At 65.1% G+C, this 25105-nt stretch carries 21 protein-coding genes; 10 read left to right on the top strand and 11 right to left on the bottom strand.

Going from position 1 to position 25105, the window contains the following annotated elements:
* Positions 1 to 34 precede the first annotated feature (34 nt).
* Positions 35 to 832 carry a phosphatase PAP2 family protein gene (locus ACWKWX_RS16150; protein ID WP_483828277.1) on the top strand — a complete coding sequence of 266 codons (798 nt, stop codon included), beginning with the start codon at positions 35 to 37 and terminating at the stop codon, positions 830 to 832.
* Here ACWKWX_RS16150 and ACWKWX_RS16145 read toward each other — a convergent pair.
* A complete protein-coding gene (locus ACWKWX_RS16145; protein ID WP_416421932.1) occupies positions 829 to 1227 on the bottom strand; it encodes an RNA-binding S4 domain-containing protein in 399 nt (132 codons plus the stop codon). The genes ACWKWX_RS16150 and ACWKWX_RS16145 overlap by 4 nt on opposite strands.
* Positions 1228 to 1496: 269 nt before the next feature.
* Between ACWKWX_RS16145 and rimB the strand changes: the two genes are divergently transcribed.
* Positions 1497 to 1979, top strand: coding sequence for a retropepsin-like aspartic endopeptidase RimB (gene rimB, locus ACWKWX_RS16140; RefSeq protein WP_416421931.1), 483 nt, complete (start codon positions 1497 to 1499; stop codon positions 1977 to 1979).
* The gene (gene rimK / locus ACWKWX_RS16135; protein ID WP_008372889.1) at positions 1976 to 2881 is read left to right on the top strand and encodes a 30S ribosomal protein S6--L-glutamate ligase; all 906 of its coding nucleotides are present in this window, start codon (positions 1976 to 1978) and stop codon (positions 2879 to 2881) included. The genes rimB and rimK overlap by 4 nt, the downstream gene beginning before the upstream one ends.
* 185 nt (positions 2882 to 3066) lie before the next feature.
* Here the strand turns inward: rimK and ACWKWX_RS16130 are convergent, their stop codons facing one another.
* Positions 3067 to 4380 carry an ATP-binding protein gene (locus ACWKWX_RS16130; RefSeq protein ID WP_416421930.1) on the bottom strand — a complete coding sequence of 438 codons (1314 nt, stop codon included), beginning with the start codon at positions 4378 to 4380 and terminating at the stop codon, positions 3067 to 3069.
* 89 nt (positions 4381 to 4469) lie between these two features.
* Positions 4470 to 5201 carry an osmolarity response regulator transcription factor OmpR gene (ompR, locus tag ACWKWX_RS16125; protein WP_416421929.1) on the bottom strand — a complete coding sequence of 244 codons (732 nt, stop codon included), beginning with the start codon at positions 5199 to 5201 and terminating at the stop codon, positions 4470 to 4472.
* Positions 5202 to 5441: 240 nt separating this feature from the next.
* Between ompR and ACWKWX_RS16120 the strand changes: the two genes are divergently transcribed.
* The 3 genes from ACWKWX_RS16120 to gshA all read left to right on the top strand — a co-directional run bounded on the left by ACWKWX_RS16120 (position 5442) and on the right by gshA (position 9929).
* Complete coding sequence (locus tag ACWKWX_RS16120) at positions 5442 to 7763, top strand: Tex family protein (protein WP_483828276.1); 2322 nt, start codon at positions 5442 to 5444, stop codon at positions 7761 to 7763.
* Complete coding sequence (locus tag ACWKWX_RS16115) at positions 7763 to 8146, top strand: PaaI family thioesterase (RefSeq protein WP_416421927.1); 384 nt, start codon at positions 7763 to 7765, stop codon at positions 8144 to 8146. Before ACWKWX_RS16120 ends, ACWKWX_RS16115 begins: the two co-directional genes overlap by 1 nt.
* A 199-nt stretch (positions 8147 to 8345) precedes the next feature.
* Entirely contained in the window at positions 8346 to 9929 is a 1584-nt protein-coding gene (gshA, locus tag ACWKWX_RS16110) for a glutamate--cysteine ligase (protein ID WP_483828275.1), read from the top strand.
* Between the two features lie 63 nt (positions 9930 to 9992).
* Here gshA and argA read toward each other — a convergent pair whose 3' ends face one another.
* Positions 9993 to 11294 carry an amino-acid N-acetyltransferase gene (gene argA, locus ACWKWX_RS16105; RefSeq protein WP_483828274.1) on the bottom strand — a complete coding sequence of 434 codons (1302 nt, stop codon included), beginning with the start codon at positions 11292 to 11294 and terminating at the stop codon, positions 9993 to 9995.
* A gap of 130 nt (positions 11295 to 11424) precedes the next feature.
* On the bottom strand, positions 11425 to 12573 hold the full coding sequence (argE, locus tag ACWKWX_RS16100; protein WP_473005091.1) for an acetylornithine deacetylase: 1149 nt from the start codon (positions 12571 to 12573) through the stop codon (positions 11425 to 11427).
* Between the two features lie 138 nt (positions 12574 to 12711).
* Between argE and ACWKWX_RS16095 the strand changes: the two genes are divergently transcribed.
* Complete coding sequence (locus ACWKWX_RS16095) at positions 12712 to 14079, top strand: CYTH domain-containing protein (RefSeq protein WP_416421923.1); 1368 nt, start codon at positions 12712 to 12714, stop codon at positions 14077 to 14079.
* 94 nt (positions 14080 to 14173) lie between these two features.
* On the opposite strand, the gene ACWKWX_RS16090 is transcribed toward ACWKWX_RS16095, so the two are convergent.
* A complete protein-coding gene (locus ACWKWX_RS16090) occupies positions 14174 to 14644 on the bottom strand; it encodes an Lrp/AsnC family transcriptional regulator (protein ID WP_473005089.1) in 471 nt (156 codons plus the stop codon).
* Between the two features lie 126 nt (positions 14645 to 14770).
* Here ACWKWX_RS16090 and ACWKWX_RS16085 point away from each other — a divergent pair, with 126 nt between their 5' ends.
* From ACWKWX_RS16085 to ACWKWX_RS16075, 3 genes are all read left to right on the top strand, one after another.
* The gene (locus ACWKWX_RS16085) at positions 14771 to 15094 is read left to right on the top strand and encodes a hypothetical protein (RefSeq protein ID WP_473005088.1); all 324 of its coding nucleotides are present in this window, start codon (positions 14771 to 14773) and stop codon (positions 15092 to 15094) included.
* 127 nt (positions 15095 to 15221) lie between these two features.
* Complete coding sequence (tfpB, locus tag ACWKWX_RS16080; protein WP_483828273.1) at positions 15222 to 17003, top strand: type IV pilus assembly ATPase TfpB; 1782 nt, start codon at positions 15222 to 15224, stop codon at positions 17001 to 17003.
* 75 nt (positions 17004 to 17078) lie between these two features.
* A complete protein-coding gene (locus ACWKWX_RS16075; protein WP_416421919.1) occupies positions 17079 to 17399 on the top strand; it encodes a DUF2388 domain-containing protein in 321 nt (106 codons plus the stop codon).
* Positions 17400 to 17487: 88 nt separating this feature from the next.
* On the opposite strand, the gene gcvP is transcribed toward ACWKWX_RS16075, so the two are convergent.
* From gcvP to ACWKWX_RS16050, 5 genes are all read right to left on the bottom strand, one after another.
* Positions 17488 to 20367 (bottom strand): aminomethyl-transferring glycine dehydrogenase, encoded by a 2880-nt coding sequence (gene gcvP, locus ACWKWX_RS16070; protein ID WP_483828272.1) that lies wholly within the window; start codon positions 20365 to 20367, stop codon positions 17488 to 17490.
* 90 nt (positions 20368 to 20457) lie between these two features.
* Positions 20458 to 20841, bottom strand: coding sequence for a glycine cleavage system protein GcvH (gene gcvH, locus ACWKWX_RS16065; RefSeq protein ID WP_416421917.1), 384 nt, complete (start codon positions 20839 to 20841; stop codon positions 20458 to 20460).
* 44 nt (positions 20842 to 20885) lie between these two features.
* Complete coding sequence (gene gcvT, locus ACWKWX_RS16060; RefSeq protein ID WP_483828271.1) at positions 20886 to 21968, bottom strand: glycine cleavage system aminomethyltransferase GcvT; 1083 nt, start codon at positions 21966 to 21968, stop codon at positions 20886 to 20888.
* A gap of 174 nt (positions 21969 to 22142) precedes the next feature.
* Positions 22143 to 23702 (bottom strand): ABC transporter permease, encoded by a 1560-nt coding sequence (locus ACWKWX_RS16055; RefSeq protein WP_483828302.1) that lies wholly within the window; start codon positions 23700 to 23702, stop codon positions 22143 to 22145.
* A gap of 43 nt (positions 23703 to 23745) precedes the next feature.
* The gene (locus tag ACWKWX_RS16050; protein ID WP_416421915.1) at positions 23746 to 24747 is read right to left on the bottom strand and encodes an extracellular solute-binding protein; all 1002 of its coding nucleotides are present in this window, start codon (positions 24745 to 24747) and stop codon (positions 23746 to 23748) included.
* Positions 24748 to 25105 lie beyond the last annotated feature (358 nt).

Genomic DNA, 25105 nt, shown 5'->3' with positions numbered 1-25105 from the left:
GTGCGGATCGCTCTGTCTGACATAGAGGTATCTTATGAACAAACCCGCACTGTTCCAAGCAAGGTGGAACGTACGAGGCCTTCTGCTATGTAATCTAATCGCGTTCGGGCTGATCGGGCTGTGGTTGCTGCCAGCCGGCCACGCGCTATTCACATCTTTCGACGAATGGCTGTTCCACCTGCTCAACCAGCCCCTGGCCGACCACGTGGTGTGGCGTTCGATCTGGGCCGTGTCGAGCATGCGCCCGTTCGACATCATTGTCGGGCTGATCCTGCTGTCGCTGCTGATCCGTGGCAATTGGGTGATCGAGGCCGTTCACACCCGCCGGGCCACCCTGGCCTTCGTGTCGATGCTGGTACTGCTGTTGGTGATTCGCGCCCTGTTCGACAAGGTCTGCGACGCCATGGGCTGGCAACATCACAGCCCGTCGCTGGTGCTGAGCGATGCCATCCGCCTGAGCGACCTGTACCCGCACATCGACTCGCACCTGGAGCTCAAGGACGGTTCGAACCAGAGCTTCCCGGGTGACCACGCCTCCGTGCTGCTGATCTGGGGCATGTTCATGAGCATCTTCGCCCGCCGCTTCGGCCAGTACCTGGTGATTTGGGGCCTGGTGCTGCTGTTTTCAATGCCGCGCCTGGTCGCTGGCGCCCACTGGGGCCAGGATGACTACATCGGCGGCGTGGCCATGGCCCTGCTGGCGCTGGGCTGGGGCTACTACACGCCGTTCGCCGCCGGTATCTCGGGCTGGCTGCTGCGCGTGACCCAACCGCTGTTCCGCGTGCTGCAGCGCCTGCCGCTATTCAAGTGCCTGAGCGTGGTCAGCGCCTAGGACTCACTGTGAAACTGATGGAGCTGCCGACGCTGTTTCTTGGTCGGCCGCCCATCGGTGGTCACGCCCAGCGAGCCAGCCTTGCGCAACTGCGCCGCTTCCTCGCGCTTGGCCACGCTCTGTGGCGTCTCTTCATAGAGTAGCTGAGCCTCGGGCGCACCCTTGCGCACCACCGACAGCGCCTTCACCACCACGGTCCGCTCGTCGAAGCCGGTCCGCAGCTGGAATTCATCACCTACCCTGGGCTCCTTGCCCGGCTTGCAGCGCTCGCCACGGCAATGCACCTTGCCACTCTCGATGGCGGCCTTGGCCAGGGCACGCGTCTTGTAGAACCGCGCCGCCCACAGCCATTTATCCAGACGAACCTTGTCGTCTTCTTCCTGTTTTTGTGCCACAGCAAACCCTCGACTCAGGAATTTAATGGAACTGTACTACCGTGCCTGTCGGATGCAAGGTCAGACGCTATGGGCTTAAAGTCCAGGCTCCGGCAATGGATCGCCAACAGGACCTTGCAGATGAACGAAATCTTCAGCTTGCCACTCAATATCTATCGCCATTTGCGCCGGTTTCTGCGTGAATACCGCGCTTTGCGAGACGGGTCGTTCCGCGGCCGCCCCACGGCGGCTATGCTGCGATCAGAAACCTTTTACCCTCGGTTGCCCCATTGAAGACATTTGATCATTTGACCGTTATCGGCCTGCGCGAGTGGGTGGCGCTTCCCGACCTGGGAGTCGCCGGCCTGCGCGCCAAGATCGATACCGGTGCCAGCACCTCCAGCCTGCACGCCACGGAGATAGAACCGTTCGAGCGTGATGGCGAGCAATGGGTGCGCTTCAACGCGCACCTGGGCTCGGTGGTGCAACTGCGTCACCGGCGCTGCGAGGCGCCGCTGGTGGCGATGAAGACCATCAAAAGCTCCAACGGCCACGCCCAGACCCGCTACGTCATCCGCACCACCCTGGCGCTGGGCGATCGGATCTGGCAGGTCGAGTTCACCCTGGCCTGCCGCAAGGCCATGCGCTACCGCCTGCTGCTGGGCTCCAAGGCCCTGGTGCATGGCCAGTTGGTGGTCAACCCAGGCGTTACCTACGTTCAAGACAAGCCGGCTTTTCCGGCCTCTACTACCTCTTCCACAGGTGTTGCATGAAGATCGCTGTGCTGTCGCGGAACCCGCGTCTGTATTCCACCCGCCGCCTGGTTGAAGCCGGGGTCGCGCGCGGGCACGAAATGGTAGTGATCGACACCCTGCGCGCCTACATGAACATCGCCAGCCACAAGCCGCAGATCCACTACCGCGGCAAACCGCTGGAAGGCTTCGATGCGGTGATCCCGCGCATCGGTGCCTCGGTGACTTTCTACGGCTGCGCGGTATTGCGCCAGTTCGAAATGATGGGCGTGTTCCCGCTGAACGAATCGGTGGCCATCGCCCGCTCCCGGGACAAGCTGCGCTCGCTGCAGCTGCTGTCGCGCCGCGGCATTGGCCTGCCGGTGACCGGCTTCGCCCACTCCCCTGACGACATTCCCGACTTGATCCAGATGGTCAACGGCGCCCCGCTGGTGATCAAGGTGCTGGAAGGCACCCAGGGCATCGGCGTGGTGCTATGCGAGACCACCAAGGCCGCCGAGTCGGTGATCGAGGCCTTCATGGGCCTGAAGCAGAACATCATGGTGCAGGAGTACATCAAGGAAGCCGGCGGCGCCGACATCCGCTGCTTCGTGGTGGGCGACAAGGTGATCGCCTCAATGAAGCGCCAGGCCAAGCCCGGTGAGTTCCGCTCCAACCTGCACCGCGGCGGCAGCGCCAGCCTGATCAAGATCACCCCAGAGGAGCGCATGACCGCCATCCGCGCCGCCAAGGTCATGGGCCTGAGCGTGGCGGGCGTGGACATCCTGCGCTCCAACCACGGGCCGCTGGTGATGGAAGTGAACTCTTCGCCAGGCCTTGAGGGTATCGAGGTGACTACCGGCAAGGACGTGGCCGGGATGATTATCGAGCACCTGGAAAAGAACGGCGGGCCGAACCTTACGCGTACCAAGGGCAAGGGCTGACCGTATATCCTCGGACGCAGCCTTCGGCAGCTGCTACGCGAATGCGGATACCCCATCGCGTCGCCTGCATCGCGGCCAAGGCCGGCTCCTACCACGAACAGTGTAGGAGCCGACTTTAGTCGCGATGCGTGGGGTGGTGTGCGCTTCCCGTAGCAGCGGCCGCAGGCCGCGTCCGAGCGCCGAACTCAGACCGCGTCGCGGGGCAGCATCAGCCCTAGCGGCAGCCGCACCCGTGCTTCCAGGCCGCCGCCCGAGCGGTTGCGCAGCTCCACGTTGCCGCCATGCATGGCGGCAATGCGCTTGACGATCGCCAGGCCCAGGCCAGTGCCCTTGCCGCTGCGGGCGCGGTCACCGCGAATGAACGGGTCGAAGATACTCGCCAGTTCGTCCTCGGGAATGCCCGTGCCACGGTCCAGCACGCTCAACACCACGTACGGCGCGCTGTTGTCGCCCGACACGTAGGCTGCCACCTCCACGCCATCGCCCGCATGATGCAGCGCATTGCCGATCAGGTTGGTGAGCAGGCGTTTCATGGAAATACGCCGCAACGGGAACGGCGGGATCGGTTCCAGGCACAGGCGCACGCGCTCCTGCGGCTGGTTGAACGGCGCCACGGTCTCTTCCACCAGCTGCGCCAGGTCGACCTCGACGATGGCTTCATCGCGCCCATCGCGAATAAACGCCAGGAACTGGTCGAGAATGGCGTCCATGTCCTCGATATCGCGCTGCATGTCGGCGGCCAGGTCGCTGGACGGGTCCATGAACTCGGTGGACAGGCGCAGGCGGGTCAGGGGCGTGCGCAGGTCGTGGGACACCCCGGCCAGCATCAGTTCGCGCTCGCGCCCGGCCTGTTCCACGTCCTCGGCCATCTGGTTGAACGCGCGGTAGACCTCGGTCATCTCGCTGGGGGTATCGCTGATCGGCAGGCGCACGCTGCGGCCCTGGCCCAGCTGGCGCGCCGCGAACACCAGGCGCTTGAGCGGCTGGCTGAGCTGGCGCACGAAGATCCACGCCGACGCGGTGGACAGCAGGCCGATAGCCAGGAACCAGCCCAACACGCTCCAGATTTTCTGCCCACGCAGCGGGTGCGGGTACAACGGCACCTTCAACCAGCCCGCGCCCAGGCTGGGCGCGCGTACCCACAGTGCCGGCGGCGCATGCACGCGCAGGCGTACCTCGGTGTCGGCGCCCAGCTCGGCCTGCATCTGGCGCTGGTAGATCTCGCTGTAGGGCCAATGCTGTTCGCCTTCGGGCACCCCACCACCCACCACGCGGATCAGGCCGGCGGCATCGGCGATGCGCTCGCGGTCGTCTTCATCGGCCGCCCAATAGGCGCGCAGCGTAAGCGCCACGCCGTGGCTGTACTGGCGGTCCACCAGCACGTCCTCGTTCATCAGCAGATAAACCAGGGTAAGTGCCTTGGAGAACAGCACGACAGCCAGCACCAACCACAACGTGCGGGCAAAGAAACTCTGGGGGAACCAAACGGGGGTCTTCATATACAGCAGCCATAAAACTTGCAGGAACGAGCACCGCTCGCACTGATTGCGGATGGCGAGCCCTTAGGGCCCGCTCCTACAAATGCCCGTCACTTGCTCTTGCCGTCCGGCACGAAGACGTAGCCCACGCCCCAGACGGTCTGGATATAGCGCGGCTTGGATGGGTCGGGCTCGATCATGCGCCGCAGGCGCGAGATCTGCACGTCGATGGAACGCTCCAGGGCGTCCCACTCGCGGCCGCGGGCCAGGTTCATCAGCTTGTCGCGGGTCAGCGGCTCGCGCGCGTGCATGACCAGCGCCTTAAGCACGGCGAACTCGCCGGTGGTGAGCATGTTCACCTGGTCGCCGCGCTTGAGTTCGCGGGTGGCCAGCGACAGCGAATAGTCGCCGAAGGTGACCACTTCGTCCTCGCTGGCGGGCGCGCCAGGCACCGGGGCCACGCGGCGGAACAGCACGGCCTTGATGCGGGCAACCAGTTCACGCGGGTTGAACGGCTTGCCCAGGTAGTCGTCGCAGTGCTCCAGGCCGGCGATGCGGTCCTGGTCGTCACCCTTGGCGGTGAGCATGATCACCGGGATCGGATTGACCTTCTCGCGGCGCAGGCGCGCGGCGGCCGTGAGGCCATCCTCACCAGGCAGCATCAGGTCCATGACCACCAGGTTATAGGACTCACGGGCCAGCAGCCGGTCCATTTCCTTGGTGTCGCCCACGGCGCGGACGTTGAAGTCGGTGTTTTCGGTGAGGAAGCGCACCAGCCGATCCCGGATGACCTGATCGTCGTCAACAATCAGAATCTTTGGTGCTTGTGCAGTACTGCTCATGGCTTACTCCTGTGATCTCGGCACGTATTATGGCGCAGGTGCCGAATCAGTGTGCTGTGTGCATTGTTAGCAGATTTTACCTGGGTTGCCATTACAGACGCGCCGACAGGTGATTTTGCCAGCATCCCCCAAGCCGGCATCGCTGGTTATAATGCGCCCCTTTTATGCCGGGCGCGCCCGGCAGTCCTGTTCGCCAGCCCCGGCCGGCGGCTCTGCATTCACAATTGCTCAGGTGGTCTCATGGACAGCATCAACAGCCGCATCGCCGCAGAACTCGGCGTACGCCCGCAACAGGTCGAAGCGGCCGTGGCACTTCTGGATGAAGGCTCGACGGTGCCTTTTATCGCCCGCTACCGTAAAGAAGTGACCGGCAGCCTGGACGACACCCAACTGCGTAACCTGGAAGAGCGCCTGCGCTACCTGCGCGAACTCGACGATCGCCGCGCCAGCATCCTGGCCAGCATCGAGGAACAAGGCAAGCTGACCCCCGAACTGGCCCGCGACATCAACCTGGCCGACACCAAGACCCGCCTCGAAGACCTGTACCTGCCGTATAAGCAGAAGCGCCGCACCAAGGGCCAGATCGCCCTGGAAGCCGGCCTTGGCGAACTGGCCGATGGCCTGCTGGCCGACCCGATGCTGGCCCCGGAAACCGAGGCCGCGCGCTTCGTCAACGCCGAAAAAGGCGTGGCCGACACCAAGGCGGCCCTGGAAGGCGCCAAGTACATCCTGATGGAGCGCTTCGCCGAAGACGCCCGCCTGCTGGACAAGCTGCGCAGCTTCCTCAAGCAGGAAGCCACCCTCAGCGCCCGCGTTGTCGCTGGCAAGGAAGAGGAAGGCGCCAAGTTCCGCGACTACTTCGAACACGACGAGCCGCTCAAGAGCATGCCGTCGCACCGCGCCCTGGCCATTTTCCGTGGCCGCAACGAGGGCGTGCTCAGCTCCACCCTGAAGGTGGGCGAGGAGCTGCCGGGCACCCTGCACCCGTGCGAGATGATGATCGGCGAGCATTTCGAGCTGAAAAACCAGAACCGCCCTGCCGACAAGTGGCTGGGCGAGGTGGTGCGCTGGACCTGGAAGGTCAAGCTGTACACCCACCTGGAGACCGACCTGTTCGGCGAGCTGCGCGATGGCGCCGAGGCCGAGGCCATCAACGTCTTCGCCCACAACCTGCACGACCTGCTGCTGGCCGCGCCGGCAGGCCCGCGCGCCACCCTGGGCCTGGACCCGGGCCTGCGCACCGGCTGCAAGGTCGCCGTGGTCGATGCCACCGGCAAGCTGCTGGACACCGCCACCGTGTACCCGCACGTGCCGCACAACAAGTGGGACCAGACCCTCGCCGTGCTGGCCGCGCTGTGCGCCAAGCACTCGGTGGACCTGATTGCCATCGGCAACGGCACCGCCAGCCGCGAGACCGACAAGCTGGCCGCAGAACTGATCAAAAAGTACCCTGGCCTGAAAATGACCAAGGTCATGGTTTCCGAAGCCGGCGCTTCGGTGTACTCGGCCTCGGAACTGGCCGCCAAGGAATTCCCCGACCTCGACGTGTCCATCCGTGGCGCCGTGTCCATTGCCCGCCGCCTGCAGGACCCGCTGGCCGAGCTGGTGAAGATCGACCCGAAATCCATCGGCGTCGGCCAGTACCAGCATGACGTCTCGCAGCTGAAACTGGCGCGTGGCCTGGACGCCGTGGTCGAGGACTGCGTGAACGCCGTGGGCGTGGACGTCAACACCGCCTCGGTGGCGCTGCTGGCGCGCATTTCGGGCCTCAACAGCACCCTGGCGCAGAACATCGTTGCGCACCGCGACGAGCACGGCGCCTTCAAGACCCGCGCCGCGCTGAAGAAAGTCAGCCGCCTGGGCGAGAAGACCTTCGAGCAGGCCGCAGGCTTCCTGCGCGTAATGAACGGCGACAACCCGCTGGACGCCTCGGCGGTCCACCCCGAAGCCTACCCGCTGGTGCAGCGCATCGCCGCCGAGACCGACCGCGACATCCGCTCGCTGATCGGCGACAGCGGCTTCCTCAAGCGCCTGGACCCGAAGAAGTTCACCGATGAAACCTTCGGCCTGCCCACCGTCACCGACATCCTCCAGGAACTGGACAAGCCGGGCCGCGACCCGCGCCCCGAGTTCAAGACCGCCGAGTTCCAGGAAGGCGTGGAAGACCTGAAGGACCTGCAGCCGGGCATGATCCTCGAAGGCGTGGTGACCAACGTGACCAACTTCGGTGCTTTCGTCGATATCGGCGTGCACCAGGACGGCCTGGTGCACATCTCGGCGCTGTCCGAGAAGTTCATCAAGGACCCGCGCGAAGCGGTGAAGGCCGGCGACGTGGTCAAGGTCAAGGTCATGGAAGTCGACATTCCCCGCAAGCGCGTGGGCCTGTCGATGCGCATGAGCGACACCCCGGGCGAGAAAGTCGACGGTGCCCGTGGCAGCCGCCCGGGCGCGGCGCCACGCCAGCAAGGCGCGCCTGCACGTGCGAAAGAGCCTGCGGCAGCCCCGGCCAACAACGCCATGGCCTCGCTGTTCGCCAACGCCAAGCAGCTGAGGAAACGCTGATGGACATCCCTGAAGCGCTGGTCCACAGCGCCTTCAGCCAGCTGCTGGGGTGCCGCCTGCACAGCCTTGAAAAAGGCGAGGCGCAGGTGGCCCTGGCGCTGGAGCCGCACCTGCGCAACCGCGGCCAGGTGATGCATGGCGGCGCGCTGTTCAGCCTGGTGGACATCACCATGGGCCTGGCGTGCTCCAGCCATCACGGCTTTGACCAGCAGAGCGTGACGCTGGAATGCAAGATCAACTATATGCGCCCGGTGGCCGAGGGCGAGGTGCTGTGCGTCGCCCGCATCGTCCACGGCGGCCGTCGCACCCTGGTGGTCGACGCCGAAGTGCTTCAGGGCGACAAACTGATGGCAAAAGCGCAGGGGACCTTCGTGGTTCTCTAGCGGTTTGTATCCTGAATGGGTTAATTTCGGCACTGCGTATGCGGTGCCGGAATCGACTCGCTGGATACAAATGGAACGTCAGGCGAAAAATCTGACACCAATAACTGTACCAGGCGACAACGCCGGTTCCTTTCGTCACCCTTGTAGACCGTCAACTCTACCCCCATATTGGGGCGACTGACGCGTGAAGGAATCCAACTTGAGCGAAATTCTCAACCGCCGCCTGCGCCTTCTGCGCGAGCGTGCCAACCTGACCCTGCTTGAGCATTGCCTGCACGGCATCGAGCGCGAATGCCTGCGCGTCACTGCCCAGGGCCGTCTGGCACAGACGCCGCACCCCGAGGCCCTGGGCGCTGCCCTGACCAACGAGCAGATCACCACGGACTACTCCGAGTCGCTGCTGGAGTTCATTACCCCAGCCCTGGCCGACCCGGCGCAGACCCTGCAAAGCCTGGAGAAAATCCACCGCTTCGCCTATTCCAAGCTGGGCAACGAGTTCCTCTGGAGCCCTTCGATGCCCTGCCCGCTGCCGGCCGAGGAAGACATTCCGATCGCCTACTACGGCACCTCGAACATCGGCCAGCTCAAGTACGTCTACCGCCAGGGCCTGGCCCTGCGCTACGGCCGCACCATGCAGTGCATCGCCGGCATCCACTACAACTTCTCGCTGCCCGAGCAGCTGTGGCCACTGCTGCGCGAAGCCGAAGGCGCCGTTGAAAGCGACCGCGACTACCAGTCCTCGGCCTACATCGCGCTGATCCGCAACTTCCGCCGCTACAGCTGGCTGCTGATGTACCTGTTCGGAGCCTCGCCGGCCCTGGACGCCGGTTTCCTGCGTGGCCGCGGCCACCAGTTGGAACAGCTGGACGCCGACACCCTGTACCTGCCGTACGCCACCAGCCTGCGCATGAGCGACCTGGGCTACCAGAGCAACGCCCAGGCCGGCCTGACGCCGTGCTACAACGACCTGGCCAGCTACACCGACAGCCTGCGCAAGGCCGTGGCCACGGCGTACGCGCCGTACGTGGAGATCGGCACTCACAAGGATGGCGAGTGGGTGCAGTTGAACACCAACATCCTGCAGATCGAGAACGAGTACTACTCCAACATTCGCCCCAAGCGCGTGACCTACACCGGCGAACGGCCGATCCAGGCGCTGATGGCGCGCGGCGTGCAATACGTGGAAGTGCGCTGCCTGGACATCAACCCTTTCCTGCCGACCGGCATCGACCTGCCCGAGGCGCGCTTCCTCGATGCGTTCCTGCTGTACTGCGCCCTGCAGGACAGCCCGCTGCTGGAAAGCAACGAATGCGGCGGCGCCACCAACAACTTCCTCAGCGTGGTCAAGGAAGGCCGCAAGCCAGGCCTGCAGCTGGTACGTGACGGCCAGCCGGTGGAGCTCAAGCAATGGGCCGCCGAGCTGCTGGACCAGATCGCGCCGCTGGCAGAACTGCTGGACGAAAGCCACGGCAGCGACGAACACGCCAAGGCCCTGGCCGCCCAGCGCGCCAAGGTCAGCGACCCATCGCTGACGCCGTCGGCGCAGGTGCTGGCGAGCATGGCTGAACACAAGGAAAGCTTCGCGCAGTTCTCCCTGCGCCAGAGCCAGGTGCACGCGGAATTCTTCCGCAGCCAGGCCTTGAGCGTGGAAGAGCAGGCGAAGTTCGAGGATATGGCACGCAAGTCCATCGCCCAGCAGGCGGAGCTGGAACAGACCGAGGTGGGGGATTTCGACACCTTCGTGGGCTCGTACCAGGCGAGCATCCTGGGTATCAGCAACTGACATCGCGGCCAAGGCCGGCTCCTACCACGATCAGCGTAGGAGCCGGCCTTGGCCGCGATAGCTTTAGAGTGCTTTTTCGAAGATCTTCGAATTACGCTGGTAGTTATACAGCGACGCCCGCGCCGCCGGCAGGCGCTCCACACCGCTTGGCTCGAAACCACGCTCGCGGAACCAGTGGGCGGTGCGGGTCGTCAGCACGAACAGGGTCTTCAGGCCCATCTCCCGCGCACGGTGCTCGATGCGCTCCAGCAACTCGTCGCCACGGCCGCCATGGCGGTATTCGGGGTTCACCGCCAGGCACGCCAGCTCGCCGGCTTCGGAGTCGGCAATGGGGTACAGCGCCGCACAGGCGATGATCATCCCTTCGCGCGCCACCACACTGAACTGCTCGATCTCACGCTCCAGCACCTCGCGGGAACGGCGTACCAGGATGCCCTGCTCTTCCAGCGGGCTGATCAGGTCCAGCAGGCCGCCAACGTCTTCAATCGCCGCCTCGCGTACCTGCTCGAACTGCTCCTGGGCCACCAGGGTGCCGCCACCGTCGCGGGTGAACAGCTCGGTGAGCAGCGCGCCGTTCTCGGCATAGCTGACGATATGGCTGCGGCCCACGCCGCCCTTGCACGCCTGGGCGGCGGCATCGAGCAGTTCGGCCTGGTAGTTTTCCATGCCCAGGCGCTCCAGGTGCGCGGGCACCTGCTGTGGGCGCAGCTCACGCACCAGCTTGCCATTGGCGTCGATCAGGCCGCGATCAGCGCCGAACAGCAGCAGCTTGTCGGCACCCAGCTCGATGGCGGCGCTCATGGCCACGTCTTCGCAGGCAATGTTGAACACCTCGCCAGTAGGCGAGTAGCCCAGTGGCGGCAGCAGCACGATGGAGCGCTCGTCCAGCAGGCGGTTGATGCCCTTGCGGTCGACGCGACGCACTTCGCCGGTGTGGTGGTAGTCGATGCCCTCGAGCACGCCGATCGGGCGGCCGGTGACCAGGTTGCCGCCGGCCACGCGCAGGCGGGCGCCTTGCATGGGCGAGGAAGCCATGTCCATGGACAGGCGCGCCTCGATGGCGATTCGCAGCGCGCCCACGGCGTCGACCACGCATTCCAGCGTGGCAGCATCAGTGATGCGCAGGCCGCGGTGGTAGTGCGGGGTCAGGCCACGGGCGGCCAGGCGGCTTTCAATTTGCGGGCGCGAGCCGTACACCAGCACCAGGCGCACGCCCAGGCTGTGCAGCAGCACCAGGTCATGGACGATGTTGCCGAAGTTGGGATGGTCGATGCCATCGCCGGGCAGCATCACCACGAAGGTGCAGTCGCGGTGGGCGTTGATGTAGGGAGACGCGTGACGGAGCCAATTGACGTATTCGGGCATAACTTCAAAAGCCTGTGGAAGAGTGGACGAGCAACGTGGGAACGCACAGCTGGCTGCTGGTTATCGTCGTAACAGGCTTGGCAACACGCGGGCTCTCCTCTCTTGCAATACGAATGGGCACAGCAGCCGTTTAGGCCGGCTGCAGGCAGTAATGTTCAATCAACTGACGTAGTAGACGCACTGTGGGCTCAAGACGTGACATTTCCAGGAATTCTCCCGGCTGGTGCGCGCAGGCGATGTCGCCGGGCCCCAGAATCAGGGTCTCGCAGCCCAGGCGCTGAAGATAAGGCGCTTCGGTGCCGAATGCCACCGCTTCCGCCCGGTGGCCGGTCAGGCGCTCGGCCACCCGCACCAGTTCGCTGTCGGCAGCCTGCTCGAAGGGCGGCACTTCGCTGAACAGCGGCGCGTAGTCGATCTTCACCTGGTGCAGCTCGGCCAGGGGCTCGAGCTTCTGACGAATGGCGGCGCGCAGCACTTTGGGGTCCATGCCCGGCAGCGGTCGCAGGTCGAATTCCAGCGAGCACTGGCCGCAGATGCGGTTGGGGTTGTCGCCGCCATGGATGCAGCCGAAGTTCAGGGTAGGCTGCGGCACGCTGAACTGCGGGTTGTTGTATTCCACCTGCCACTGCTTGCGCAGGCCCATCAGTTCGCTGATGGCGCCGTGCATGGCTTCCATCGCGCTGTGGCCCAGGCTGGGGTCGGAGGAATGGCCGCTGCGGCCGAGAATGTCGATGCGCTCCATCATCACGCCCTTGTGCAGGCGGATCGGCTTGAGCCCGGTAGGCTCGCCGATCACCGCCGCGCGGCCCAGGGGCCAGCCGGCGGCGGCCAGGGCCTTGGCGCCGGCCATGGAGCTTTCCTCGTCGCAGGTGGCGAGGATCAGCAGCGGCTGCTTGAAGTCATGGGCCAGTAGCGGCAGCACCGCCTCGATGATCAGCGCGAAGAAGCCCTTCATGTCGCAGCTGCCCAGGCCCACCCAGCGGCCATCCACTTCGGTGAGCTTGAGCGGGTCGGTCTGCCAGAGTTTTTCGTCGTAGGGCACGGTGTCGCTGTGGCCCGACAGCACCAGGCCGCCAGGGCCGGTGCCACGGCTGGCCAGCAGGTTGAACTTGCCCGGCGACACCTCGCGGATGTCACAGGCGAAACCCAGGTCGCCCAGCCAACTGGCCAGCAGGTCGATCACCGGCTTGTTCGACTGGTCGAGGCTGGCCTGGGTGCAGCTCACGGAGGGCGCGGCAATCAGCGCGGCGAACTGCTCTTTGAACGATGGCAACGGCATGGGCTTTCTCCAGGTTCCGAGCCCCATCATAGAGCCATTGAGCACCGAGAATAAACCGCCGGGATGCTAGTCCTGTACACTGCACGGCCTTAGCAGTCATCTGCGCTCCTATCAGAACAGCGCCTGGATTCTCCCGCCATGCAAAAAGAAACCGAAATCAAACTGCGCGTCAGCCCCGAAACCCTGGCTGAACTGCGCGAACACCCGTTGCTGAAAAAGCGCAACAAGAGTGGCTGGGAACGCCGTGAGCTGTTCAATCAGTATTTCGACACCCCCACCGGCGAGCTGGCCGGCGCCAAGGTTGCCCTGCGCCTGCGCAAGGACGGCGATGAAATCATCCAGACCCTGAAAACCCGCGGCCAGAGCGTTGCCGGCCTGTCCGAGCGCAACGAGTACAACTGGGACCTGGCCAAGGCCAAGCTGGACCTGAAGAAACTGGACGGCGAATGCTGGCCGGAAGAACTCGCCGAGCTGGACAAGAAAACCATCAAGCCGGTGTTCACCACCGACTTCGTCCGCGAACGCGCGGAAATCGCTTGGGGCCGCGGCAAGGCCAAGGTGGTGATCGAGGCGGCCCTGGACCTGGGCAAGGTCATCGTCGGCAAGCAGTCCGAAGAGATCTGCGAGCTGGAGCTGGAGCTGCGCGAAGGCGAGCCGGCCGCCCTGCTGGAACTGGCCGCGGAACTGGCCATCAAGCTGCCGCTGATGCCTTGCGACATCAGCAAGGCCGAGCGCGGCTACCGCCTGGCCGAGCCGGGCAGCTACGCCCTGAGCCTGCCGGCGCCTGAACTGAACGCCGAAATGACCCTGGACGACGCCTTCACCGCTTTGGCCTGGCACCTGCTGGGCAGCAGCCAGCGCCTGGCCGAGCAGTACCGCTTCAACGGCCACTGGCGCCTGCTGCAGGACTGGGTGGCGCAACTGATCGAACTGCGCGCCCTGGCCGGTAGCCTCGGCCAGGCTGCCCCGCGCAGCACCACCCACGAGCTGCGTGTGAGCCTGGACGCCCTGCTGGAAGACTGGCGCCCACTGGTGCAGGCTGGCCAGGAAGACGAGGACGTGCGCCAGGCCGCCCCAGAGCAGTTCATCGAGGAGCTGCAGGACACCCGCTGGGGCCTGTTCTCGCTGAACACCTCGCGCTGGCTGATGGCCCGCGCCTGGACCGTGGAACGCAACAACCGTGGCAACCGCCAGGGCGCCGCGCAGCTGATCAACTGGCTGAGCCACTTCCTCGCCGAAGAAGCCGCCGCGTTGCAGCTGGGCCGCTACCAGCAGCAGCCTGAAGACCTGGCCGAGCAGCTGCCGCGCATCGAGCGCATCCAGGCCTGGCTGCACCACGCGCGCAACGTGCTGGACCTGCCGGAAGTGGACCGCCTGTACGGTGAGCTGAACAAGCTGCACCAACTGGCCGACACCGACATCAGCGACGAAGTGCTGGAAGCGCGCGTGCACCAGGCGCTGACCGTCACCCAGTGCCGCGCCTGGAAGCAGATCCTGCGCAAATAACCTGTAGCAGCGGCCCAAAGGCCGCGTCACCAGCGCCGCGGTATGCCTGACGTACCCCGTTGACGGTGACGCAGCCTTCGGCAGCTGCTACGGGTCAGGGTAGAACTGGCAGGCTGGTGGTGGACTTGATCTCGGATAATGCCACGGTCGAGTTCACCTCCTGGATGCCCGGCACCAGCGACAGTTTTTCGAAGAAGAACCGCTCGTAGGCCTCGATATCCGGGGTCACGATGCGCAGCAGAAAGTCCACCGACCCCATCAGCACATAACACTCCAGCACTTCCGGAAAACCGCGAATCGCGTCGGTGAATTCGGTGAAGTTGGAACGGCCGTGGGCGTTGAGTTTCACTTCGGCGAAAATCTGCGTGTTGAGGCCGATCTTCTTGCGGTCCAGCAGCGTCACCTGCCCGCGAATCACCCCCTCTTCCTTCAGCCGCTGTATCCGTCGCCAGCAGGGCGACTGCGACAACCCCACCTGCTCGGCAATCTGCGCACTGGAAAGCGAAGCGTCCTCCTGCAGTAGGGCAAGGATGCGCCGGTCGTAGTTATCCAGCTCGCTGTGCATAAAATTATTCCATTTCAACGTTTTTTCGAATCGCATGATTCGCCTATCGCCATTATGCGACTGATTGAGGCAAGAAATACCCCGCTCATCATGGAAAACTGTGCCCATCGTTCCAGGAGCCCAGCCATGACCGCCCACGAAGCCCATTTGCCTGCCCGCAGCGACACCTGGAGCCCGCACCAGGCCACCACTTGCGTGCGTTACCAGCTGGTCGCCGAGGCCGAGCCCGACAGCCTGTGCCGCGTGCTGAACCTGTTCGCGATGCAGTACCTGACGCCGCTGGCCCTGAACGTGGTACGCGACGACGACCTGCTGCACGTCGACCTGAGCATCGACGGCCTCAGCTGGCATCGCGCCGAAGTCATCGGCAACAAAATACTCAACCTCATCTGCGTGTTGTCGGTGGAGCTGCAGCCAGCGGCCAGCCAGGGCTTCGCCGCAGCTGGCTGAAGGCCTGCAAGGCCTTGAAACTTTTTCCCCACGGCACCGGCAACATCATCGGGTTTTCCCGGTCTACCTTTGACGCTCAGGCGCACTTTTCCTGCCTGGGCGTTGTAGACCGATTCAAGGAGCCCGCATGTCCGTCGTCACCGTCATTGAGGACCGCTGGCTGGATCTGAACGAACTGTTGCGCGACCTGGTGGACCAGGGTTTCATCAGCCAGGATTCGGCTGAACACGCCATGGCCGCACGCCGGGCGTTGCACAACAACCAGCTGCACCCGCTCGAATTCATTGCCAGCCAGCAACTGGACGACCGCAGTCGCCCAGGCAAGGCGCTGGAACTGGAACAACTCACCTTGTGGCTGGCGCAGCAGGCCGGCCAACCCTACCTGCGTATCGACCCGCTGAAAATCGACGTGGCGGCGTTGACGCCACTGATGTCCTACGGCTTTGCCCAACGACACCGGATTCTCGCCGTCGACGTGTCGCGCACCACGGTGACCGTGGCCAGCGCCCAGCCTTACGTGAGCACCTGGGAAGCCGACCTGACCCATGTGCTCAAGCGCAAGATCAGGCGCGTGGTCGCCAACCCGGTGGAAATCCAGCGCCTGACCGTAGAGTTCTACCGCCTGGCACGCTCGGTCAGCGGTGCCAACAGCACCGACCAGCGCGGCGCCAGCCCGGGCAACTTCGAACAGCTGCTGAACCTGGGCGCCAGCGACCAGGAGCCCGACGCCAACGACGCGCACATCGTCAACATCGTCGACTGGCTGTTCCAGTACGCCTTCCAGCAGCGCGCCAGCGATATCCACATCGAACCACGGCGCGAGCAGGGCACGGTGCGCTTCCGCATCGACGGCATCCTGCACAACGTGTATCAATTCCCGCCCCAGGTGACCATGGCCATCGTCAGCCGCCTGAAGAGCCTGGGGCGGATGAACGTCGCCGAAAAACGCAAACCCCAGGACGGCCGGGTCAAGACCAAGACCCCGGACGGCGGCGAGGTGGAACTGCGCTTGTCGACGCTGCCCACCGCGTTTGGCGAGAAGATGGTGATGCGCATCTTCGACCCCCAGGTGCTGCTCAAGGACTTCCACGCGCTGGGCTTCGGCGCCGAGGACCTGCGCCGTTGGGAAGACATGATCAGCCAACCCAACGGCATCATCCTGGTGACCGGCCCCACGGGGTCGGGCAAGACCACCACCCTGTACACCACCCTCAAGCGGCTGGCCACGCCCCAGGTCAACCTGTGCACCATCGAAGACCCGATCGAGATGGTGGAGCCTGCGTTCAACCAGATGCAGGTGCAAGCCAACATCAACCTGACCTTCGCCAGCGGCGTGCGCGCGCTGATGCGCCAGGACCCGGACATCATCATGATCGGCGAGATCCGCGACCTGGAGACCGCCGAGATGGCCGTGCAGGCTGCGCTTACCGGACACCTGGTGCTCTCGACCCTGCACACCAACGACGCCCCCAGCGCCATCAGCCGGCTGCTCGAGCTGGGTGTGCCCCACTACCTGATCAAGGCGACGCTGCTGGGGGTGATGGCCCAGCGCCTGGTGCGCACCTTGTGCCCGCACTGCAAGGCCCCACAGCCTCTAGGCGAGGAAGACTGGCAGACGCTGACCCGCCCCTGGCAGGCGCCGTTGCCGGCCACCGCGTACCGCGCCATCGGCTGCAACGAATGCCGGGACACCGGGTTTCGCGGCCGTGCGGGGGTGTACGAGATCATGCAGATGACCGACACGGTGAAGGCACATATCCAGGCCGAGACCGACCTGGCCGCGCTCAAGCGCCGGGCCGTGATGGAGGGCATGCGCACCTTGCGCCTGTCTGGCGCGCAGAAGATCGCTGCAGGGCTGAGCACCGTCGAGGAAGTGCTGAGGGTGACACCAAGAAATGATTTGAAATAGAACCGTCGCTATCGGGAACTCCGCTTCAGCCTTGAGAATCCAAATCATGAACAAATCCTGTCGGAGTCACCCATCATGCGTCTCAAAACTGCCGTCGTAACGCTCGCCCTGCTCTCGGTACCGGTCGGCTCCGCCATGGCCGGGGATTTCCTGAGAGACGTACTGTCCTCTGGTGCAACCACCGGTTCCACTTACCTCACGTTCCGCCACCACAAGCTGATCGTCGCCGCCCAGGACGACGCCGGCAGCTACGTGGCGAGCAACGGCAGCATCAAGGGCCCGTACCTTGAGGCCGCGATGCAGCAGGTGCGCACCGACAACCCAGGCCTGAAGGCATCGGACATGGAATTGGCCAACGCCATCCTGATCAAGGGCGCCGAGCCAGCCGGCGAATAAGCCCCGCTCTGTGGGAGCTGGCTTGCCAGCGAGTTGTTGCGGCCAAAAAGCTCGCTGGCAAGCCAGCTCCCACTATTAGCAGCCGCTGCTACTGGGTTCGGTAGTCGTCTACCGGCACGCAGGCGCAGTACAGGTTTCTATCCCCGTATACATTGTCGACCCGGTTCACCGCTGGCCAGTATTTATGCGCCTGCGTGTGATTGCTGGGGGTTATTGCCTGGGCGATGGGGTACGGGCGCTCCCACGGCGCGGTGATGTCGGCCAGGGTGTGTGGGGCGCGCTTGAGCGGGTTGTCCTCGGCCGGCCAATGGCCGTTGGCGACCTGGGCGATTTCCGCACGAATGCTGAGCATGGCCTCGACGAAGCGGTCCAGCTCGGCCTTTGACTCGCTTTCGGTAGGCTCGATCATCAGCGTGCCCGGCACCGGGAACGACATGGTCGGCGCATGGAAGCCGTAGTCCATCAGGCGCTTGGCCACGTCTTCCTCGGTGATGCCGGTCTGCGCCTTCAACGGCCGCAGGTCGAGGATGCACTCGTGCGCGACGCGGCCATTGCGCCCGCTGTACAGCACCGGGAAAGCCCCACCCAGCTGTTGTGCCAGGTAGTTCGCCGACAGGATCGCCACCTCGGTGGCGTCCACCAGCTGCGGCCCCATCATGGCGATGTACATCCAGCTGATGGGCAGGATGCTGGCGCTGCCCCAGGGCGCGGCGCTGACCGCGCCGTTGTTCGGCAGCGGCCCGTCGATGGGCACCACCGGGTGGTTGGCGACGAACGGCGCCAGGTGTGCGCGCATGCCGATCGGACCCATGCCCGGGCCACCGCCGCCGTGGGGGATGCAGAAGGTCTTGTGCAGGTTCATGTGCGACACGTCGGCACCAATGTCGGCCGGCCGCGCCAGGCCCACCTGGGCGTTGAGGTTAGCGCCGTCCATGTAAACCTGGCCGCCGTGCTGGTGGATCACCTGGCAGATCTCGACGATGCCTTCCTCGTACACCCCGTGGGTGGAGGGGTAGGTGGCCATCAGGCAGGAAAGCTTGTCGCCGGCGGCCTGGGCCTTGGCCTTGAGGTCGTCGAGGTCGACGTTGCCGGCCTCGTCGCATTCGACGATCACCACCTGCATGCTGGCCATCTGCGCCGAGGCCGGGTTGGTGCCGTGGGCCGACGCCGGGATCAGGCAGATGTTGCGCTGCCCCTGGTGGCGGCTCTCGTGGTACTTGCGGATGGCCAGCAGCCCCGCGTACTCGCCCTGGGCGCCGGAATTGGGCTGCATGCAGATGGCATCGAAGCCGGTGATGGCGCACAACCACTGCTCCAGCTCATCGATCATGGCCTTGTAGCCGCGCGCCTGCTCGGTGGGCGCGAAGGGGTGCAGGTTGGCGAACTGCGGCCAGGTGATGGGGATCATTTCGCTGGTGGCGTTTAGCTTCATGGTGCAGGAACCCAGCGGGATCATCGACTGGTTCAGCGCCAGGTCCTTGTTTTCCAGCTGCTTGAGGTAGCGCAGCATCTCGGTTTCGCTGTGGTGCAGGTTGAACACCGGGTGGCCGAGGTAGCCGGACTCCCGCTCAAGCGCCGCCGGAATGCCCGCGGTCAGGCTTTCAGCGTCCAGCGCCGCCACTTCCAGCCCGTGGTCGGCGCCCAGCAGGATGTCCCATAACAGCCGCACCGTGGCCTCGTCGCAGGTTTCGTCGAGGCTCAGCCCGACGTGGCCGCGCCCCAGGATCCGCAGGTTCACCCGCGCCGCCTGGGCACTGTTGATGATCGCCGTCTGAGCGCCGCCAACGTCCAGGGTGAGGGTGTCAAAATAGTACTGGTTGACCCGGCTGATGCCTTTGCGCTCAAGCCCTGCCGCCAGGATTTGCGTGAGCCGGTGCACGCGCTGGGCGATGCGCCGCAAGCCAACAGGGCCGTGGTACACGGCGTAGAACGCGGCAATGTTGGCCAGCAGCACCTGGGCGGTGCAGATGTTGGAGTTGGCCTTCTCGCGGCGGATGTGCTGCTCGCGGGTTTGCAGGGCCATACGCAAGGCGACGTTGCCGCGGGCGTCTTTGGAGACGCCGATGATGCGCCCCGGGATCGCGCGCTTGTACTCGTCGCGGCTGGCGAAATACGCCGCGTGGGGCCCGCCATAGCCCATGGGCACGCCGAAGCGCTGGGTGGAGCCCAGCACCACGTCGGCGCCCATTTCCCCTGGGGGCGTGAGCACCAGCAGGCTCAGCAGGTCGGCGGCCACGCAGGCAATGGCCTGGCGGGCGTGCAGTTGCTCGATCAAGGGGCGTAGGTCGCGCACTTCGCCATGGGTGTCGGGGTATTGCAGCAAGGCGCCAAAGACGTCGTGGCCGGCGAGGTTGTCCACGGCATCGATGACCAACTCGATGCCAAAGCCTTCGGCACGGGTCTGCACCACCGAGATGGTCTGCGGGTGGCAGTTGCTGTCGACGAAGAAGCGCGGGCTCTTGGACTTGCTGACCCGCCGCGCCAGGGCCATGGCCTCGGCAGCGGCGGTGGCTTCGTCCAGCAGCGAGGCGTTGGCCAGTTCCAGCCCGGTGAGGTCGATGATCATCTGCTGGAAATTGAGCAGCGCCTCCAGGCGGCCCTGGGCGATTTCCGGTTGATACGGGGTATAGGCGGTGTACCAGCCAGGGTTTTCCAGCACGTTGCGCAGGATGACTGCGGGAGTGAGGGTGCCGTGGTAGCCCAGGCCGATGAGGCTGGTCCACACCTCGTTCTGCTGGGCATGGCCGCGCAGTTTCGCCAGCGCAGCGGTTTCGTCCAGCGCCGGCGGCAGGTCCAGGGGGCGGTTGAAGCGGATGCCGGGCGGCACCGTCTGTTCGATCAGCTGGTCACGGCTGGCCAGGCCCAGGGCTTCGAGCATGGCGCGCTGTTCCGCGGCATCGGGGCCGAGGTGGCGGCGAGGGAAGGCGTCGGGGTCTTGCAGTTCGCGCAGCGTTGGCAACCGGGACATGGCGGCTCTCTTTTCCGAGACATGACGGGCCTCGATGGGTCGAGGCCTGTTCAGTCTAGAAAGAGAATGCCGCCCGTGCCGGGAACTTGGTTACTCGCCGATGGCGGCTTTGTAACCAGCGGCGTCCAGGAGCTTGTCCAGCTCGGCCGGGCTGCTTGGCTTCAGTTTGAAGATCCAGGCGCTGTAGGGTTCTTCGTTGAGCAATTCAGGGCTGTCGGCCAGTTCTTCGTTGATGGCGATCACCTCGCCCGATACCGGCGAGTAGATGTCGGAAGCGGCCTTCACCGATTCAACCACGCCAGCGGCATCGCCTGCGGCGAACACTTTGCCCACTTCGGTCAGTTCCACGAATACCACGTCACCCAGGGCTTCCTGGGCGTGGTCGGAGATACCCACGGTCACGCTGCCGTCGGCTTCCAGGCGCGCCCACTCGTGGCTTTCGGCAAAACGCAGGTCAGCAGGAATATTGCTCATGATTTTATTGTCCTCAACAGGTCGGCGGCAGGCCCGCGCAAAAGTCAGATCAGGGTTTTGCCATGGCGCACGAACGTGGGTCGTACTACCCGTACCGGGTACCACTTGCCACGGATTTCCACCTCGGCACGGTCAGCGGTGGCCATCGGAACGCGCGCCAGGGCGATCGATTTGCTCAACGTAGGTGAGAAACTACCACTGGTGATCTCCCCTTCGCCAATTTCTGCGATACGAACTACCTGGTGGGCACGTAATACACCACGCTCTTCCAGCACCAACCCGACCAGTTTTTCCCTGGCGCCCTGGCCGCGTTCAGCCTCCAGCGCCTGGCGGCCGATGAAGTGTCGCCCGGCCGGCTCCCAGGCGATGCTCCAGGCCATGTTCGACACCAGGGGCGAATGCGCCTGGTCGATATCCTGGCCGTAGAGGTTCATGCCCGCCTCCAGACGCAGCGTATCCCGGGCTCCCAGGCCGATCGGGGCGATGCCGGCGCCTACCAGGTCGTTGAAAAACGCAGGCGCCTCGACGGCTGGCAGGACGATTTCCAGGCCATCTTCACCGGTGTAGCCGGTGCGGGCAATGAACCAGTCGCCGTCGGGCAGGCCCTGGAATGGCTTGAGCTGATTGATCAGGTTGGCGCGCGCCTGGCTCACCAGCTGCGCGACCTTATGCCGCGCCTGCGGGCCCTGGATGGCGAGCATCGCCAGCTCGGGGCGCTCGCTGACGCGCACGTCGAAACCGCCGGCAACCTTGCCGATCCAGGCCAGGTCCTGGTCACGAGTGGCGGCGTTGACCACCAGGCGGTAACCGTCGTCCAGCAGGTAGACAATCATGTCGTCGACGATGCCGCCGCGCTCGTCGAGCATGGCGCTGTACAGCGCCGCGCCGGTGCCTTCAAGGCGCGCGACGTCGTTGGCCAGCAGGTGCTGGAGGAAGGCCTGGGCCTGGGGCCCGGCGATGTCGATGACGGTCATGTGCGATACATCAAACACGCCACAGTCGCGGCGCACCTGGTGGTGTTCCTCGACCTGCGATCCATAGTGCAGGGGCATGTCCCAACCGCCAAAATCGACCATCTTGGCGCCGAGCGCCAAATGCAGGTCATAGAGAGGCGTACGCTGTCCCATGGGTTTCTCCTTCCGGGCTTGGCGAAGGCGCGCATACTGGGCAAACCACCCGCAAGGCTCTGGAACAGGGCTTTGCGGGGTGCCTATAAGACCAGATCACAATGACCGGCCGCGCCGAATGCCGCGCATTGTAGCCGCAAGGCGCGGCCCTGACACCTCTGGGCAGAGGCGCCATCAGGTTTGACCGATACGCCGTGCCGAACGTCGAATCAGCCCGATCACCGGCAACAGGCCCACCAGCACCAGGGTCAGGGCAGGCAGCGAAGCGCGGGCCCACTCCCCTTCGCTGGTCATCTCGAACACCCGCACGGCGAGGGTGTCCCAGCCGAATGGCCGCATCAACAGCGTAGCGGGCATTTCCTTGAGCACGTCGACGAACACCAGCAGCGCCGCGCTCAGTGCACCCGGTAGCAGCAGCGGCAGGTACACCCGGCTGAACAGCCGTACACCGCCAACGCCAAGGCTGCGGGACGCTTCAGGCAGCGACGGGCGAATTTTCGCCAGGCTGCTTTCAAGCGGGCCGTAGGCCACGGCCATGAACCGCACCAGATAGGCCAGCAGCAGCGCCGCCAGGCTGCCCAGCAGCAGGGGCCGGCCGGCCAGCGGAATGACCAGTGCCTTGTCCAGGTAACTGAAGGCCAGCATGATCGACACCGCCAACACCGAGCCCGGCAGCGCGTAGCCCAGGTTGGCCAGGCCCACGCCCGCGCCGATGGCCCGGCCAGGCGCCTGGCGCCGCGCAAATGCCAGCAGCAGGGCCACGGCCACGGTCGCCAACGCCGCCAGCACGCCCAGGTACAGCGTGTGCACAACCAGCCCCAGGTAACGCTCGTCCAGGTCAAAACGACCGCGCTGCCAACACCACACCAGCAATTGCGCCACCGGCACCACGAACGCACAGGCGAACACCAGGCCACACCAACCGGCCGCCGCAAGGGCCTTCCAGCCGCTCAGGCGGTAGCGCAGGTGCCCGCGCGCACGCTCGCTGCCGGCATGGGCAGCGCCACGGGCGCGGCGCTCGCCGTACAGCACCAGCACCACCGCCACCAACAGCAGGCTGGCCAGTTGCGCAGCGCTGGACAGGCTGAAGAAGCCGTACCAGGTCTTGTAGATGGCGGTGGTGAAGGTGTCGAAGTTGAACACCGCCACGGCGCCGAAATCGGCCAGGGTTTCCATCATCGCCAGGGCAATGCCGGCGCCGATGGCGGGCCGCGCCATGGGCAGGGCCACGCGCCAGAACGCCTGCCAGGGCGTGTGCCCCAGCACCCGCGCCGCTTCCATCAGGCCACGGCCCTGGGCCAGGAACGCCGTGCGCGCCAGCAGGTACACGTACGGGTAGAACACCAGCACGAGCACGATGATCACGCCGCCGGTGGAACGCACCCGGGGCAGCCGCAGGCCGCTGCCGAACCATTCACGCAGCAGCGTCTGCACCGGCCCTGCGAAGTCCAGCAGGCCCACAAAAACGAATGCCAGCACATAGGCGGGAATCGCGAACGGCAGCATCAGCGCCCAGTCCAGCCAGCGCCGGCCCGGGAACTGGCACAGGCTGGTGAGCCAGGCCAGGCTCACGCCCAGCAGGGTCACGCCGATGCCGACGCCAGTCAGCAGGGTCAGGGTGTTGCCCAGCAGGCGTGGCAACTGCGTGGCCCACAGGTGCTGCCAGATGCCAGCGTCGATGCTCTGCCAGGACAACAGCAGCACACTGAGCGGCAACAGCACCAGCGCTGCCATGGCGAAGACCGGCAGGTACCAGCGGCGCTGGTTCACGGGCCGGTCAGTTCCAGCCGGCACGGTCCATCAGGCGAATGGCCTCGGCCTGGCGCTTGCCCGCCACCTCGACCGGCAAGGTGTCGGCCTTGAACGTACCCCAGCCCGCCACTTCCGCCGAAGGCTCGACGCTGGGGTTGGCGGGGAATTCCTGGTTGGTGTCGGCGAAGATCTTCTGCGCCTCGGGGCCGGTCATCCACTCGACCAACGCCTTGGCCGCCTCGGGGTGCGGCGCGTGGCGCGTCAGGCCGATGCCCGACAGGTTCACGTGCACGCCACGGTCTTCCTGGTTGGGCCAGAACAGCTTGATTGGCAGCTGCGGGTCCTGGCGGTGCAGGCGCCCGTAGTAGTAGGTGTTGACGATGCCCACGTCGCACTGGCCAGCCTTGATGGCCTGCAGCACGGCGATGTCGTCGGAGAACACGTCGGTGGACAGGTTGTTGACCCAGCCCTTGAGGATGGCCTCGGTCTGCGCCTCGCCGTGGGTCTCGATCAGCGTGGCGGTCAGCGACTGGTTGTAGACCTTCTTCGCCGTGCGCAGGCACAGGCGGCCTTCCCATTGCTTGTCGGCCAGGGCCTCGTAGGTGGACAGGTCGGCGGGTTTGACCCGGTCGGTGGAGTAGGCGATGGTTCGCGCGCGCAGGCTCAGGCCGGTCCACTCATGGCTGGCGGCGCGGTACTGCGGCGGGATGTTGGTGTCGATGACCCCCGATTGCAGCGGCTGCAGGATGCCCATCTGCTCGGCCTGCCAGAGGTTGCCGGCGTCCACGGTCAGCAACAGGTCGGCGGTGGCGTGCTCGCCCTCTGCCTTGATGCGCTGCATCAGCGGCGCTTCCTTGTCGGTGATGAACTTGATCGGCACCCCGGTCTTGGCGGTGTAGGCGTCGAAGACCGGCTTGATCAGCTCGTCGATACGCGAGGAATACACCACCACTGCATCGGCGGCGCGAGCTTCATGGGCGAACAGGCTGAGGGCCAGGGCAATGAAAACGCGCTTGGAAGGCAGCATGGAAATAGACCCCGAAATCGAATGTGGGGCAAATGGTAGAGAAACGCATTTGCCATCTCAATCGAAGTCGAAAGCAAGAAGTTTCCAGATGTTTCCCAGAAGTTCCCATGTTCCCGTAGCAGCTGCCGAAGGCGGCGTCCGGATTCACCGCGGTGTGCCGGGAACAGCGCGGCGCCCTGGACGCGGCCTGTGGCCGCTGCTACGGAAACCGCGTTGCGTGCCCGTAGCAGCTGCCGAAGGCGGCGTCCGGGTTCCCCGCGGTGTGCCGGGCACAACGCGGCGCCTTGGACGCGGCCTGTGGCCGCTGCTACGGAAACCGCGATGCGTGCCCGTAGCAGCTGCCGAAGGCGGCGTCCGG

The sequence above is a fragment of the Pseudomonas imperatae genome (genome assembly GCF_057128625.1).
The sequence above is the reverse complement of the archived record's forward strand: the minus strand, read 5'-3'. Positions and strand labels throughout refer to the sequence as shown.